The organism is Streptomyces sp. NPDC096339, assembly GCF_044762985.1.
Taxonomy (GTDB): Bacteria; Actinomycetota; Actinomycetes; order Streptomycetales; family Streptomycetaceae; genus Streptomyces.
Window position 1 is genome coordinate 276,496 of the sequence record NZ_JBIWFI010000005.1, and the last position, 14,150, is coordinate 290,645.

Sequence of the window (14,150 nt, forward strand, 5' to 3'; positions counted from 1 at the left end):
TCCGCACCGTCCGCGAACCCCTACGGCGTGGTCTCGACCGACTCGAAGCGCCAGCGGTGGACCGCCCGAGTGATCAAGTCGGCGGCGGGCTCCGGGAGTTCCGGGAGCTGGGCCGCCACCCCCTCGGGCGTCTCCCACCAGGTGATGACGAGCACCCGGTCCTGCGGGGCCCGGAACACCTCGCGGCGCACCGGCTCCCGGGCGAGGACCTGGGCGCGCGCCCACTCCAGCAGCTCGTTGCCCCGGCCGTCGGCGGCCCGGGCCTCCCACATCAGGGCGACGGTGCTCACGAGTACAGGTTGTCCTTGCTCAGCTCGTGCACGTGGTCGTGATCGTGGCCGTGGCCGTGCGAGTGGCCGTGCGCGTGCCCGGTCCCCGGCACGTGCGGGTCCGTCACCGGGAGGGAGGAGTCCGCCGACAGGTCCCAGTCCGAGGCCGCCCGGTTCCGCTTGACCATCTCCGCGCCCAGCGCGGCCACCATCGCGCCGTTGTCCGTGCACAGCTTCGGCCGGGGCACCCGCAGGATGATCCCCGCGGCGTCGCACCGCTCCTGCGCGAGCGAACGCAGCCGGGAATTGGCCGCCACGCCGCCGCCGATCATCAGGTGGTCGACGCCCTCGTCCTTGCACGCCCGGATCGCCTTGCGCGTCAGCACGTCCACCACGGCCTCCTGGAAGGACGCCGCGACATCGCGCACCGGGACCTCCTCGCCCGCGTTCCGCTTCGCCTCGATCCAGCGGGCGACGGCCGTCTTCAGCCCGGAGAAGGAGAAGTCGTACGCCGCGTCGCGCGGCCCCGTGAGCCCGCGCGGGAAGTTGATCGCCTTCGGGTCGCCCTCCTTCGCGAGCCGGTCGATGACCGGGCCGCCGGGGAAGCCCAGCTGCAGCACGCGCGCGATCTTGTCGAAGGCCTCGCCCGCGGCGTCGTCGATGGTCGCGCCGAGCGGCCGGACGTCGGAGGTGATGTCGGGGGCCAGCAGCAGCGAGGAGTGCCCGCCGGAGACCAGCAGGGCCATCGTCGGCTCGGGCAGCGGCCCGTGCTCCAGCTGGTCCACGCAGATGTGCGAGGCGAGGTGGTTCACCCCGTAGAGCGGCTTGCCCAGCGCGTACGCGTACGCCTTGGCCGCCGAGACGCCCACCAGCAGCGCGCCGGCGAGGCCCGGACCGGCCGTGACCGCGATGCCGTCGAGGTCGCGGGCGCTGACGCCGGCTTCCTTCAGGGCGCGGTCGATGGTGGGGACCATCGCCTCCAGGTGGGCGCGGGAGGCCACCTCGGGCACGACGCCGCCGAAGCGGGCGTGCTCGTCGACGCTCGACGCGATCGCGTCCGCGAGCAGGGTGGTGCCGCGGACGACGCCGACGCCGGTCTCGTCGCAGGAAGTCTCGATGCCGAGGACGAGCGGTTCGTCAGCCATTGCTCTCACTGCTCTCAGTTCGTGCTTGTGCGGGGTCGGTCAGTCGCATGACGACCGCGTCGATGTTGCCGGGCTGGTAGTAGCCGCGCCGGAAGCCGATCGGCTCGAAGCCGAAGCGCTCGTAGAGCTTCTGGGCGCGGGTGTTGTCCACCCGTACCTCCAGCAGCACCTCGGCGCACTCGAAGGCGGTGGCGGCGCGCAGCAGCTCGGTGAGGAGCCTCGCGCCGAGGCCGGTCCCCCACTGGTCGCGGGCGACGGCGATGGTCTGCACGTCGGCCAGGTCCCCGGAGGCGGCCAGTCCCGCGTATCCCACGAGCCGGCCGGAGGAGCCCGCGGCGGAGCCGCTGTCAGGAGGAAGCTCGGCGACGACGTAGCGGCGCGTGGAATGCGGGCCGCGGGCGTGGGCGAGCTCGGACCAGAACATCCCGGCGGACCAGGCGTCGTCGGGGAACAGCTCGTGCTCCAGCCGGAGCACGGGCGCGATGTCCCACCAGCGCATCTCGCGCAGCGTGTGGGGGGTCGCCGGGGTCACTGCGGGGTGACCACCTTGTAGTTCTTCGGCACCTGGGCGTCGGGCCGGCGCAGGTACAGCGGCGTCGGAGGCAGGAACTCCTCTCCCGCCGCCAGTCGTTCCACCGCCAGCGAGGCCAGCGCGGCGGCCGACTGGTGCTCGGGTTCCCGGGCGCCGGTGAAGACGTCCGGGTACAGGAGCGCGCCCTGGCCCACCGCGGGCAGCCCGGCGACCTGGTCGGCGATGTCGGCGGGGCGGTCCACGGCGGGCTCTCCGACGCGCGTGCGCGGGTCTTCGTAGCGCGCCCAGTAGACCTCCTTGCGCCGTGCGTCGGTGGCCACGACGAAGGGGCCTTCGATCCCTGCGGCCCCCGCGGCGTAGGCGAGGCCGTCGAGGGTGCACAGGCCGTGCACGGGCACGCCCAGTACGGTCGCGAAGGTGGAGGCGGTGACGAGGCCGACGCGCAGGCCCGTGTAGGGGCCCGGACCGACGCCGACGACGATGCCGGTGACGGCTTCGAGCTTCACCCCGGCCTCGGCGAGGACCTTGTCCACGGAGGGCAGCAGCAGCTCCCCGTGTCGGCGGGCGTCGACCTGGTTCGACTCGGCGAGGACGGACTCGCCGTCGTGCAGGGCGACGGTGACGGCGGGCGTGGCGGTATCTACAGCGAGCAAGAGCACGCGAACAGCCTACGACTCCCGCGGCCCCGGCCCTTGCGGCCGGTCGAACGGCGGCCCGGCTGCTACCTTTCGACGCAGGTGTCGGTCCGGTGTTCGGTGCAGTTGGCCGGTCCGGGTGACGGGTCGGATCGGAGAGGTGGAGCAAGGTGGCAACCAGCAGCTCGGGAATCGTGGCCGGGCTCACCGCCGCGGCGATCGCCGCGGTCGGGTTCCTCGGCTACCAGGCCTCGGCGACGGCCCCCGCGCATCCCCCCAAGGCGGCCCCGCAGCAGCAGCCTTCGCCCGCCCCGAGCCCGTCCGCGGCGAAGCAGGACCCGGCGAAGCCGGTGCCGGTTCCCGAGGGTTCCGGGTCCGGTACGCGCGTCGTGTACTCGGTGGGCCAGAAGCGGGTGTGGCTGGTGGGACCGGACGGGCAGCCGCCGAAGTCGTTCGTGGTGATGCCGAGCACGGTGCACCCGAAGGCCGGCACGTACACGGTCGGCTCGCGCTCGGGCACGGTCACCGGTTCGGACGGGGTGCCGATCGAACACGTCGTGCGGTTCGCGACCACGGAGGGCACCGCGGTCGGCTTCAGCGCCCGTGTGGACGGCGCGATTCCGCAGCCCGACCCGAACAAGAAGACCGGCGGCATCCGCATGGCGCGCGCCGACGGCGACGCGATGTGGGCCTTCGCGACGATCGGCTCGAAGGTCGTCGTCATGCCGTGACAGGCCCACCCGCAGGTTCACCCATACGTGTGACTCAGGCCGCTTCGGACTCCGGAGCGGCCTGTTCGCGTACGCCGCCCTCCGGCTCGTCCGCGTCCGCTACGCCGGCCCGCGCGGGCGGCGTCGAGACGGCGGTGGCGGCCGCTCCAGCGGCGAGCAGCGCCCGCATGGACACGGCGGAGGTGGAGCCGGAGGCGGGCCCGGACGTGGAGGGGCGGGGATCGCGGGGGTCGCGCGGTGCTCCTGCTGGTGCCGACATGGCTGCTGCCTCCTGGGCCCGGGGACGCCGAACTTAGGCATACCTAAGGAACGCTCGATACCATGTCATCACGAGCGCTGCCGCGAGCGCAATATCTTGCCGACGGGTTGTCGGTACGTTTGCTCCGAACCGGTACGCCTACTCCGAGACGGCTCCGAGGGCTCCGGCGAGCGCCTCGACCCCGCCACCGGCGGCCCAGCGCGCCCCGATCCCGCGCACGGACACCTCCCGGACGTCGTCCAGGACCTCCTCGTGGCCGACCGCGCGCGCGATCACCACGTGCAGCCGGTCGTCGGAGAGCTCCTCCACCTTGCCGTCGCCCCACTCCACGACGATCACGGACTCGGGCAGCGAGACGTCGAGGTCCAGGTCCTCCATCTCCTCCAGCCCGCCGCCCAGGCGGTACGCGTCCACGTGCACCAGCGCCGGTCCGCCGGTCACAGAGGGGTGTACGCGGGCGATGACGAAGGTCGGCGAGGTCACGGCCCCGCGCACGCCGAGGCCCTCGCCGAGCCCACGCGTCAGGGTGGTCTTGCCGGCGCCCAGCTCGCCGGTCAGCAGGACGAGGTCGCCGGGGCGCAGCAGCCCCGCGATCCTGCGGCCCAGGTCCTGCATGGCGTCCGGGGAGTCGACGGTGATCCGGGCCTCCGTGCGGCTCGCGCCACCCTCCGTGCCCTCGGAGTGCCCGGCCTCAGGTGCCGGTGCTGCCTGGCTGCGCTGTGCTTCCAGCGGTACTTCTTCCATGCGGGCCAACGTTAGTCGCTACCGGGACCGTCACCGCCCCGGTGCGGGCCAGCAGCTCCATGAGCAGCAGGGTCACGGTCTCCGGGCGTTCGAGCATCATCAGGTGCCCGGTGGACTCCAGGAGCACCAGTTCGGCGCCGGGCAGCGCCTCCTTGATGGCCGTGCTGTGCCCGGGCGGGGTGATCATGTCCTTGTCCCCGGCCATGACGACGACGGGCAGGTCCGCGAAGCGCTGGAGCGCCTCGGTCTTGTCGTGGGTCTGGAAGGCCGGGTAGAACTCCGCGACCACGTCGATCGGGGTGGCCTCGATCAGCCGCTCCGCGAAGCGCGCGACGGCCGGGTCCACGTCCTTCGAGCCGAACGAGTACATCTTGATCATTCCGGCGAACAGGTCCGCGGTGGCCCGGCGCCCCTTCTCCACCAGCTCGACCTGCGAGCCCAGCGCCTTGAGCACCCCGGGCAGCAGCCGGCGTACGGCTCCCACGCCGACGGAGGGCAGCCCGTACGTCACCTCGCCGAGCCGGCCGCTGGAAGTACCGACCAGGGCCACGCCGACGACCCGCTCCCGCACGAGCTCGGGGTACTGGTCGGCGAGCGCCATGATGGTCATTCCGCCCATCGAGTGACCCACCAGGATCAGCGGGCCCTCGGGTGCGGTCGCGTCGATCACGGCCTTCAGGTCACGCCCGAGCTGGTCTATGGTCAGCTGCTCGCCGTCCGCCTGGGCCAGGCCGCGGGCACTGCGGCCGTGGCTGCGCTGGTCCCAGTACACGGCGCGGACCACCCCGCGCAGGGCGGCGCGCTGGAAGTGCCAGGAGTCCTGGGAGAGGCAGTAGCCGTGGCAGAACACGACGGTGGGCTGGGGCGCGGGTTTGCGCCGCAGCCGTGACCGGGCCGGTTTGGGGTCGCCGGGGAGCTCGTCGATCTCGTAGTGGAGCTCGGTGGCGTCCTCGGCGCGGCAGATCCCCTCCGTCCCGCGCAGGGACCCGTAGTCCCCGGCGGCGTCGAGCGCGAGGCGCGCCTTCATCCGCATGCCCCGCCCGACGGTGATCCGTTCGACCGCGACACCGGCCGCGGCGCCCGCGGCCATCACGCCGATCGCGGCCCCGGCCCAGCCGGCCTTGCGCCAGTTCTCGCTCACGCCGCCGCCCTCACTCCGCTCAGCCGCCGAGGTACACCCGGGGCACTCGGCCACCGATACGGGTGACGATCTCATACGCGATCGTGTGTGCCGCCTGAGCCCAGTCCTCGGCGGTGGGTTCACCGCGCTCCGCGTCCCCGAAGATGACGGCTTCGTCGCCGACGCGGACATCGCGGTCGCCGCCCAGGTCGACCACGAACTGGTCCATGGCGACGCGCCCGGCCACCGTGCGGATCTTGCCGCCGACGAGGACCGGGCCGGCCCCGGAGCCGTGGCGCGGGACGCCGTCGGCGTAGCCGGCCGGGATGAGCGCGAGAGTGGTCTCGCGTTCGGTGACGTAGTGGTGCCCGTAGCTGACCCCGTGCCCGGCCGGGACGGTCTTGACCAGGGCCACGGAGGCCTTGAGGGTCATCGCGGGCCGCAGTCCGAGCTCGGCGGGGGTGCCGAGTTCGGGGGCGGGCGAGACCCCGTAGACGGCCAGGCCGGGGCGCACCAGGTCGAAGTGGGACTCGGGGAGGGTGAGGGTGGCGGGCGAGTTGGCCATGTGCCGGACCTCGGGGTCGACGCCCTCCTTCTCGGCGTACGCGAGCATGTCGCGGAACGCGGCGAGTTGGAGCCGGATCGACGGGTGTCCGGGCTCGTCGGCGCAGGCGAAGTGCGACCAGACGCCGGTGACGTTCACGGTGCCCTCGGCCTGGGCGGCGACGGCCGCGGTGACCAGCTCCTCCCAGTCGGCGGGCTGGCACCCGTTGCGGCCGAGGCCGGTGTCGGCCTTGAGCTGGATGCGCGCGGTGCGGCCGGTGGCGCGGGCGGCCTCACGGACCTCGTCCAGCGCCCACATCCCGCTGACGGAGACGTCGACATCGGCCTCGATGGCCTCCCGCCAGGGCCCGCCGGGGGTCCAGAGCCAGCACATGATCCGCCCCTCGACGCCGGCGGCGCGCAGGGCGAGCGCCTCGTCGGGGGTGGCGGTGCCGAGCCAGGTCGCACCGGCCTGCCGGGCGGCCTTCGCGCAGGGCAAGGCGCCGTGCCCATAGGCGTCCGCCTTGACCACGGCCATCACCTCGGCCCGGGGCGCCCGCTCGCGCAGAGCGCGCACGTTCCCCCGTACGGCATCAAGATCGATCTCGGCGTACACGCGCGTGGCTGTCTCGTTCATCGCCCCCAGTCTCTCAGAGCCCGACCTGGCGTCTCGTATAAGGCTCCGCCCCGGGCGTGTGCGCGACGGGGCGGGGACCCGAGGATCACCTCGGGCGCCCCGCCGCCGGCCGGGCTCTCTCAGCCCATGGATCCGATGCCGGACCACCCGGTGGCCGCCACCTCGACCGGAGAGCTGCCGGGTGTGAGGTCGACCGCGTTGCCGGTGGCGTCGGTACCGCCCGGATAGAAGAGCAGCCGGCCGTCGCCCGTGGTCGCCCACATGTCGGCGACGCCGTCACCGTTGGCGTCGGCGCCGCCCGCGATGCGGGGGCGGTTGCCCTCGGTGTAGCCGCTCCCGAACTGCGTACGGGTACCGGTGCTGCCGAAGCTGCCGCCGTCCCGGCCGTGGTACAACCACAACTTGCCGTCCGACTTGCGGCGGGCCAGCAGGTCGACACGGCCGTCACCGTCCGCGTCACCAGGCGCGGTCAGGGTCATCCCGTCCCAGCCGCCGGTGCCCAGGTTGACGGGGGCCTTCAGCGAAACGGGCGCACCCGCTGCCGTACCGGGGACGCCGTCGTAGCGGTGGAGGCCGTCCCCGTACTGGGCCACGAGGTCGGGGAAGCCGTCGCCGGTGGCGTCACCGACGGCGACGATCTTCGCCGTCGCCGGCAGTCCGGTCGCCAGCACGGTGTGGCCGGAGATCCTGCCGTCGCCCGGGTTCGGGAACAGCCGCACCTCGCCGCCGACCCGGGCCACGATGTCCTCCGTCCCGTCACCGGTCCAGTCCCCGCGGTGGGTGACCGAGGCACCCGCCCAATCGGACGTGCCGATGAGGACGGACGCACCGAGGCCGCCCGTGCCGTCGCCCGGGTACAGGCGCAGCCGGTTGTTGCCGTCGACGCCGAGGAGGTCGGGCCGGGCGTCACCGTTCAGGTCCCCGGGCACGCGGCGGACGGTGGTGATGACGGCGGCGTGGTCCGAGAAGACGCCGTCCGGCTCCTCCACCACGGTGTAGGGGTCGGTCCGGTCCATCAGTGACTCGTCGACCTCGACGGAGGTGAACCGGTTCTGCCTACTGGCGAAGACGTGGTCGTACCGGTGGGGCACCGGCGTGCCCGGCTGGCCGATCGCGACCGGTGCCGCCCAGCCCAGATGGGTGTCCTCGTCGTTCACGTAGCGCGCGAGGCCTCCGGCGATCGGGGCCAGGGAGGGGTCGGTCTCCCGCGCGTTGAAGTCCCCGCCCATGACCAGACCGGAGCCGAACTCCGCCCCGAGCCTCGTGCGGATCTCCTGGGCCTGCATCCCGCGGACGACGCTCTCGGGCGTCCCCTCGCTGCCGGCGAGGAGGTGCGCGGTGCAGATCTTGTCCGGCCAGCCCTCCTTGCGGACGCAGAGGGCGGGCCTCTTGAGACCGGACAGCGAGGCGATCTTCGCGGCGGTCGGCTGCTTGGCCGCGGGCAGCGACGCGAAGTCCTCCGCCCCGAGCGTCGCCGGGGCCGTCCCGAACGACTGGAAGGCCTCGCGGGGCACGGCGCCCTTGACCGCGAGCAGCACCCCCAGGTCACCGCCGAGTGCCGGGGCGGTCTTGGAGGTACGGCAGTCGGTGAGGAGGTTCCCGTTCTCGTCGCGCGCTCCCCGGTCGCCGACCGCGTGGACGATCGTCCAGCCCGGGAGTTCGGCCTCCAGGAGCCACTGGTGGCTCAGTTCCCTGACTCCGGAGGACGGCTGCTGCGTGTACCCGCAGGCCTCCTGCAGCATCACCACATCGGCCTGCTGCTTCTTGGCGAGATCGGCGATCGCCTTCATCTTCAGCGCCGGTTCATTGCGGTGCGGGCAGTAGCCCGGACGATCCTTGTTCCCACGCTCCCCACCCGCCTCACCGCAGATGTTCCAGGAGATCACCCGCAGCTCATCCGCCTTCGGCGGCGACGGCACGACCTCGTCCGCCTGCGCCGCTCCTGCGCTCAGCAAGGACGCGGCGGCGGCCATCGCGACGACGAAGCCGGTGGCTCCACGCCGCGTTCCGGACACCCTGAAATTCCCCAAAACCCCTCCCCTGGTGGCAGTGCTCGGCCGCTCCGCACCTGCCGTACGACGGGGCAGGTGCGAGACGGTCCTCCGGGCGGCCGCGAAGGCAGCTCCGACCCCGGACCTTGATCAAAACACAACGCCGCCCCAACCCGGCCCCGTCGACGCTCGGGGCGCCGCGGGGCTACGGCCGGGTCGTGTCGTGCCAGGCGGCCGGCAGGGAGTCGGCCACGTCCTGGGCCAGGAGGGGGCCCCCGCGGAGGCGGGCCGCCAGCCCGTGGAGGTACGCCGCGACCGAACCCGCGTCCCGCGCCGCGAGGCCCCCCGCCAGGAGGGACCCGGCCAGCCCGGACAGCACGTCCCCGCTCCCCGCGGTGGCCAGCCACGGCGTCCCCGTCGGGTTCACCCGCACGGGCGCGCCCGAACCATCGGAGGCGACCAGCGTCGTGGAGCCCTTCAGCAGCACGCTCGCCCCGTAACGCCCCGCCAGATCCCGTACGGCGGCCAGCCGCCCCGCCTCCACCGACTCCCGCGGGACCCCCAGCAGCGCCGCCGCCTCGCCCGCGTGCGGGGTCAGCAGCGTCGGGGCCGTCCGCGCCCGCAGCGCCCCCGCGTCCAACCCGCGCAGCCCGTCCGCGTCGACCAGTACGGGCACGTCCTGCGCCAGCACCCGCGCGACCTCACCGCCGCGCCCCTCCCCCAGACCCGGCCCGACCACCCACGCCTGCACCCGGCCCCGCCCGATCAGCGTCTCCGGAAAGCGGGCCAGCACCGCGTCCGCGGCCGGTCCCACGTACCGCACCGCGCCCGCGCCGCCGCGCAGCGCTCCCGCCACGGCCAGCACCGCCGCGCCCGGGTACTGCGCGGACCCGGCGACGATCCCGACCACGCCCCGCCGGTACTTGTCGCTCGACGCCGTCGGCACCGGCAGCAGCTCCGCCACGTCCGCGTGCTGCAAGGCCTCCGCGTCGGGGCGCGACGGCAGTTCCAGACCGATGTCCACCAGCCGCACCGCGCCCGTCCGCGAGGCCCCGGGGTCGATCAGCAGGCCGGGCTTGTACGCCCCGAAGGTCACGGTGACGTCGGCCGTGACGGCCGCCCCCGCCACCTCCCCGGAGTCGGCGTCGACCCCGCTCGGCAGGTCCACCGCCACCACCACCGCACCCGCCGGGATCCGCCCGGCCAGAGCGGCCGCCGCCGGCCGCAGCCCGCCGCGGCCGCCGATGCCGAGCAGCCCGTCCAGCACCAGGTCGGCCCGGGCCGGGACCGACTCCTCCACCCGCCCCCCGGCGGCCCGCAGCGCCGCCAGGCCGCCCGGGTGCATCCGCGCCGGATCCATCGGCACCGCCGTCACCCCGGCGCCCCGGCGGGCCAGCCGCGCGCCCGCGTACAGCGCGTCGCCGCCGTTGTCCCCGGGCCCGACGAGGAGCACCACCCGCGCCCCGTACACCCGCCCGAGCAGCCCCGCGCAGACGGCGGCCAGTCCGGTCGCCGCCCGCTGCATCAGGGCGCCTTCCGGCAGCCGGGCCATCAACTCCCGCTCGGCGCCCCGTACGGTCTCCACGCTGTAAGCAGTACGCATGGCACCAGCCTGCCCGAAAACACCCGCTACCCCTCGGCGATCACCACGGCGGAGGCGATACCGGCGTCGTGGCTCAGCGAGATGTGCCAGGACTTCACACCCAACGCCGTAGCCCGTGCCTCCACCGTGCCCGACACCCGCAGCCGGGGTTGCCCACTGTCCTCCACGTACACCTCGGCGTCGGTCCACAGCAGGCCGGCGGGCGCGCCCAAGGCCTTGGCCAGGGCCTCCTTGGCGGCGAACCGCGCGGCGAGCGAGGCGATTCCGCGCCGCTCGCCGCTCGGCAGCGTCAACTCGGAGTCGAGGAAGAGGCGCTGCGCCATTCTCGGCGTCCGCTCCAGCACCTCACCGAACCGCTCGATCTCCGCCACGTCGATCCCGACGCCGATAATCACAACGACAGCCCCACTTACTTACTTCTCGCTCACTCCACGGTCACCGACTTCGCGAGGTTACGCGGCTGGTCCACCTCGTTCCCGCGCGCGGTCGCCAGCTCGCACGCGAAGACCTGCAACGGCACCGTGGCCACCAGCGGCTGGAGCAGCGTCGGCGTCACCGGGATCCGGATCAGGTGGTCGGCGTACGGGACGACCGCCTCGTCGCCCTCCTCCGCGATCACGATGGTCCGCGCCCCGCGCGCCCGGATCTCCTGGATGTTCGACACGATCTTGTCGTGGAGGACGGAGCGCCCGCGCGGCGACGGGACGACGACCACCACCGGCAGGTCCTTCTCGATCAGCGCGATCGGCCCGTGCTTGAGCTCGCCCGCCGCGAAGCCCTCGGCGTGCATGTACGCCAGCTCCTTGAGCTTGAGCGCGCCCTCCAGCGCCACCGGGTAGCCGACGTGCCGGCCCAGGAACAGCACGGTGTTCTTGTCGGCGAGGGAGCGCGCGAGCTTCCGTACTGGCTCCATGGTCTCCAGGACGGTGTCCACGGCCGCTGCGATGTCCGACAGCTCCCGGACCACGGCCCGGATCTCGTCGCCCCACTTGGTGCCGCGGACCTGCCCGAGGTACAGCGCGACCAGGTAGCAGGCCACCAGCTGCGTCAGGAACGCCTTGGTCGAGGCGACGGCCACCTCAGGACCGGCGTGCGTGTACAGCACGGCGTCCGATTCACGTGGGATCGTCGACCCGTTCGTATTGCAGATGGCCAACACCTTGGCCCCCTGCTCGCGCGCGTGCCGCAGCGCCATCAGGGTGTCCATGGTCTCGCCGGACTGCGAGATCGCGACCACCAGCGTCCGCTGGTCGAGGATCGGGTCGCGGTAGCGGAACTCGCTCGCCAGCTCCGTCTCGCACGGGATGCGGGTCCAGTGCTCGATGGCCAGCTTCGCGATCATGCCCGCGTGGTACGCCGTACCGCACGCCACGATCACGACCTTGTCGACCTCCCTGAGCACCGAGACGGGGATGCGCACCTCGTCCAGGCTCAGCGAGCCGCTCGCGTCGATCCTGCCGAGGAGGGTGTCGGCGACGGCCTTCGGCTGCTCGGCGATCTCCTTGAGCATGAAGTAGTCGTAACCCCCCTTCTCGGCCGCCGAGGCGTCCCAGTCGACGTGGTACGCCCGCACGGACGCCTCCGAACCGTCGAAGTTGGTCACCGTGACCCCGTCGCGGCGGAGCTCGACGACCTGGTCCTGCCCCAGCTCGATCGCGGAGCGGGTGTGGGCGATGAACGCGGCCACGTCGGAGGCGAGGAAGTTCTCGTCCTCTCCGACGCCCACCACCAGGGGGGAGTTCCGGCGCGCGCCGACCACCACGTCCGGCACGTCCGCGTGCACGGCGACCAGGGTGAAGGCGCCCTCCAGCCGCCGGCACACCTGCCGCATGGCCTCGGCGAGGTCCCCGGTGGCCGCGAACCGCTCCGCCAGCAGGTGCGCGACGACCTCGGTGTCGGTCTCGGACTCCAGCCGGTGCCCGCGCTCGGCGAGTTCGGCGCGGAGCTGGGCGAAGTTCTCGATGATGCCGTTGTGCACGACGGCCACGCGCCCCGAATTGTCGAGGTGCGGGTGGGCGTTGACGTCGGTGGGCCCGCCGTGGGTCGCCCACCGGGTGTGCCCGAGCCCCGTGGAACCGGCCGGCAGCGGGTGCCCGACCAGCTCCTTCTCCAGATTGACGAGCTTCCCGGCCTTCTTGACGGACGCCAGCTCCCCGTCGGAGAGCACGGCGACTCCGGCCGAGTCGTAGCCGCGGTACTCCAGCCGCTTGAGTCCGGCGATGACCACATCGAGCGCCGACTGCGCTCCCACGTAACCCACAATTCCGCACATAGGCCGCAGCGTACGCCGTCTCCGGCCGTCTGCCCCGTACCCGAACAAGACGAAAAACCCGCTCCGGCGCATGCGCCGGAGCGGGTTTGACGGCTCGTCGAGCGGGGCTCAGCCGAGCTTCTTGGCCTGCGCGTCGATGACGGCCTTCGGCTGCTCGGCGGTGCCGGAGATGCTCGCGGAGGAGAAGGTCGCCACGGTGTTGCCCTTGCGGACGAACACCAGCTGGTTGGTCGCCTTCTCTCCGTCGACATCGCTTTCGATGGTGAGGGCCAGCGCCTCGTCACCGCCGGTGACAGCGGCGCCCGGGGCGACCTTGGTGACCTTGCCGGTGTCGCCCAGCTGGGTGACGCCGTAGCCGCCGGCGCACTTCTGGCTCGCGGTCTTGGCGGCGGTGAACGCCTCCTCGGCGCCCTTGCCGTCGTACGAGGCCAGGGTCAGCGCGGTGACCGTGGAACCGAGGGCGCCCATGGCCGCCTTCGCCTTCTCCTCCGGCGAGGCACCCTCGGCGGGGGCCTTCGGGGTGGCGATGACCTTGGTGCGCGCGGTCCCGGTGGGCGTGCCGGCCACACCGAAGGCCTGCGCCTGGGAGAGCACCTTGCACTCGGCCTTGTCGCTGGTGACGGTGGTGGCCGCGGCGGCCTCGGTCGTCGAGGCCTCCTTGAAGGTGTGGTCCGCGAGGTCGGCCTGGCCGATCAGGACCTTGGCCAGGTCCCCGTCCGTCTTGCCCTTGGCGGCCGGGGCCGCCGAGGTCGCGGCGGCGGACGGCTTGGCGTCCGCCTTCTTGTCGTCCGCCTTGTCGGAGCCGCAGGCGGTGGCCAGCAGCGCCAGGGACACGGCGGAAGCGGTCAGGACGGTACGACGGACGAGAGCGGTGCGCACGAAGGATCTCCCCCAGGAATCGCGAACAGGACGAAGACAGCAGGAGCGGCGCCGCCGGCAGGGCCGGGGCGCGCTTCAGAACTGCGGTATCCGGCAATGTACCGGCAAAAGGATCACCCATTCGGACTCATTTCGGCCGCGCCGCCGATCGTGACCGCGGCGAGACCACAAGGCGACCGACCCGGTACCCACCGCAGCACAACCGTTCCTAAAGACTGAGCGGGAGTGATTTCTGTTGCCAGAACTCATGCTCAGCCGTGTGCCCCGGACGGTGTTGGGCACGCTGGTCTCCCGCTTTCGCTCCGTGTCCGGGCCCTGCGCATCGTGTGCGCGGTCCGGGAACGCGGGGGCGGGTTTCCTCACGCCCAAGGGTGCCCGGTGGGGCCTGGACGGTCCGATGCCCCTGCTCATCGCTCCGGTGAGCAGGGGGCGGTGCCGTCCGTCGCCGGACCGGGTGCCCTTGGGCGCGCCTGCCGATCGCGATGCTCGCGGCATCGTGTCGGGTGGTCTTCCTGCGGTTCGTGGTGAGGGGCTTTTGCCAGTGTTGGGCGCCCCATTTGCTGGTGTAGGCGGGGTCGACGGCGATGATCGCGATGCCGGTCTGGTCGGCCATGGAGGTCAGGCGGGCGCGCAGGCGGCCGGTGGGCATGCCGGAGATCAGTTGCCGGAACCGGCGCTTGCCGCCGTGCCTCTCTCTCGTCTTCTCCGTCGTGAAGTCGAGGTCCTCGACGGCGATGGCTTTGACGCCGCATGTCTTGGCCCAGTTGAGGGGGCGGGTGAGGGCGTGGCG

The 14,150-nt window shown here is 72.9% G+C and carries 14 protein-coding genes and 1 pseudogene; 1 reads left to right on the forward strand and 14 read right to left on the reverse strand.

Annotation, left to right across the window (positions count from 1 at the left end):
* Positions 1-20: 20 nt before the first annotated feature.
* Genes ACIQ5Y_RS11380 through tsaB form a run of 4 tightly spaced genes read right to left on the reverse strand, consistent with a single transcriptional unit; the run spans position 21 to position 2,605 of the window.
* A complete protein-coding gene (locus ACIQ5Y_RS11380; RefSeq protein ID WP_384595217.1) occupies positions 21-290 on the reverse strand; it encodes a hypothetical protein in 270 nt (89 codons plus the stop codon).
* A complete protein-coding gene (tsaD, locus tag ACIQ5Y_RS11385) occupies positions 287-1,414 on the reverse strand; it encodes a tRNA (adenosine(37)-N6)-threonylcarbamoyltransferase complex transferase subunit TsaD (protein ID WP_403878146.1) in 1,128 nt (375 codons plus the stop codon). The genes ACIQ5Y_RS11380 and tsaD overlap by 4 nt, the downstream gene beginning before the upstream one ends.
* Complete coding sequence (gene rimI / locus ACIQ5Y_RS11390; protein ID WP_403878231.1) at positions 1,407-1,913, reverse strand: ribosomal protein S18-alanine N-acetyltransferase; 507 nt, start codon at positions 1,911-1,913, stop codon at positions 1,407-1,409. Before rimI ends, tsaD begins: the two co-directional genes overlap by 8 nt.
* A 29-nt stretch (positions 1,914-1,942) precedes the next feature.
* Positions 1,943-2,605, reverse strand: coding sequence for a tRNA (adenosine(37)-N6)-threonylcarbamoyltransferase complex dimerization subunit type 1 TsaB (gene tsaB, locus ACIQ5Y_RS11395; RefSeq protein WP_403878148.1), 663 nt, complete (start codon positions 2,603-2,605; stop codon positions 1,943-1,945).
* 146 nt (positions 2,606-2,751) lie between these two features.
* Between tsaB and ACIQ5Y_RS11400 the strand changes: the two genes are divergently transcribed.
* Complete coding sequence (locus ACIQ5Y_RS11400; RefSeq protein ID WP_403878152.1) at positions 2,752-3,312, forward strand: hypothetical protein; 561 nt, start codon at positions 2,752-2,754, stop codon at positions 3,310-3,312.
* A gap of 34 nt (positions 3,313-3,346) precedes the next feature.
* Here the strand turns inward: ACIQ5Y_RS11400 and ACIQ5Y_RS11405 are convergent, their stop codons facing one another.
* The 10 genes and pseudogenes from ACIQ5Y_RS11405 to ACIQ5Y_RS11450 form a co-directional block, all read right to left on the reverse strand.
* A complete protein-coding gene (locus tag ACIQ5Y_RS11405) occupies positions 3,347-3,571 on the reverse strand; it encodes a hypothetical protein (RefSeq protein ID WP_403878155.1) in 225 nt (74 codons plus the stop codon).
* A gap of 138 nt (positions 3,572-3,709) precedes the next feature.
* Positions 3,710-4,315, reverse strand: coding sequence for a tRNA (adenosine(37)-N6)-threonylcarbamoyltransferase complex ATPase subunit type 1 TsaE (gene tsaE, locus ACIQ5Y_RS11410; RefSeq protein WP_403878158.1), 606 nt, complete (start codon positions 4,313-4,315; stop codon positions 3,710-3,712).
* The gene (locus ACIQ5Y_RS11415) at positions 4,263-5,531 is read right to left on the reverse strand and encodes an alpha/beta fold hydrolase (protein WP_403878161.1); all 1,269 of its coding nucleotides are present in this window, start codon (positions 5,529-5,531) and stop codon (positions 4,263-4,265) included. Before ACIQ5Y_RS11415 ends, tsaE begins: the two co-directional genes overlap by 53 nt.
* Complete coding sequence (gene alr, locus ACIQ5Y_RS11420; protein WP_403878163.1) at positions 5,476-6,615, reverse strand: alanine racemase; 1,140 nt, start codon at positions 6,613-6,615, stop codon at positions 5,476-5,478. Before alr ends, ACIQ5Y_RS11415 begins: the two co-directional genes overlap by 56 nt.
* A gap of 119 nt (positions 6,616-6,734) precedes the next feature.
* Positions 6,735-8,630: an FG-GAP-like repeat-containing protein gene (locus ACIQ5Y_RS11425; RefSeq protein WP_403878166.1), complete on the reverse strand. Its 1,896-nt coding sequence runs from the start codon at positions 8,628-8,630 to the stop codon at positions 6,735-6,737.
* 181 nt (positions 8,631-8,811) lie between these two features.
* Positions 8,812-10,209, reverse strand: a complete 1,398-nt coding sequence (locus tag ACIQ5Y_RS11430) for an NAD(P)H-hydrate epimerase (protein ID WP_403878168.1) — start codon at positions 10,207-10,209, stop codon at positions 8,812-8,814.
* 26 nt (positions 10,210-10,235) lie between these two features.
* Entirely contained in the window at positions 10,236-10,604 is a 369-nt protein-coding gene (locus ACIQ5Y_RS11435; RefSeq protein ID WP_403878171.1) for a holo-ACP synthase, read from the reverse strand.
* A 29-nt stretch (positions 10,605-10,633) separates the two neighbouring features.
* Positions 10,634-12,481 (reverse strand): glutamine--fructose-6-phosphate transaminase (isomerizing), encoded by a 1,848-nt coding sequence (glmS, locus tag ACIQ5Y_RS11440; protein ID WP_403878174.1) that lies wholly within the window; start codon positions 12,479-12,481, stop codon positions 10,634-10,636.
* A gap of 108 nt (positions 12,482-12,589) precedes the next feature.
* A complete protein-coding gene (locus ACIQ5Y_RS11445; RefSeq protein ID WP_403878177.1) occupies positions 12,590-13,360 on the reverse strand; it encodes a hypothetical protein in 771 nt (256 codons plus the stop codon).
* Between the two features lie 208 nt (positions 13,361-13,568).
* Positions 13,569-14,150: pseudogene (locus ACIQ5Y_RS11450) on the reverse strand (IS200/IS605 family accessory protein TnpB-related protein); the annotation flags it as partial.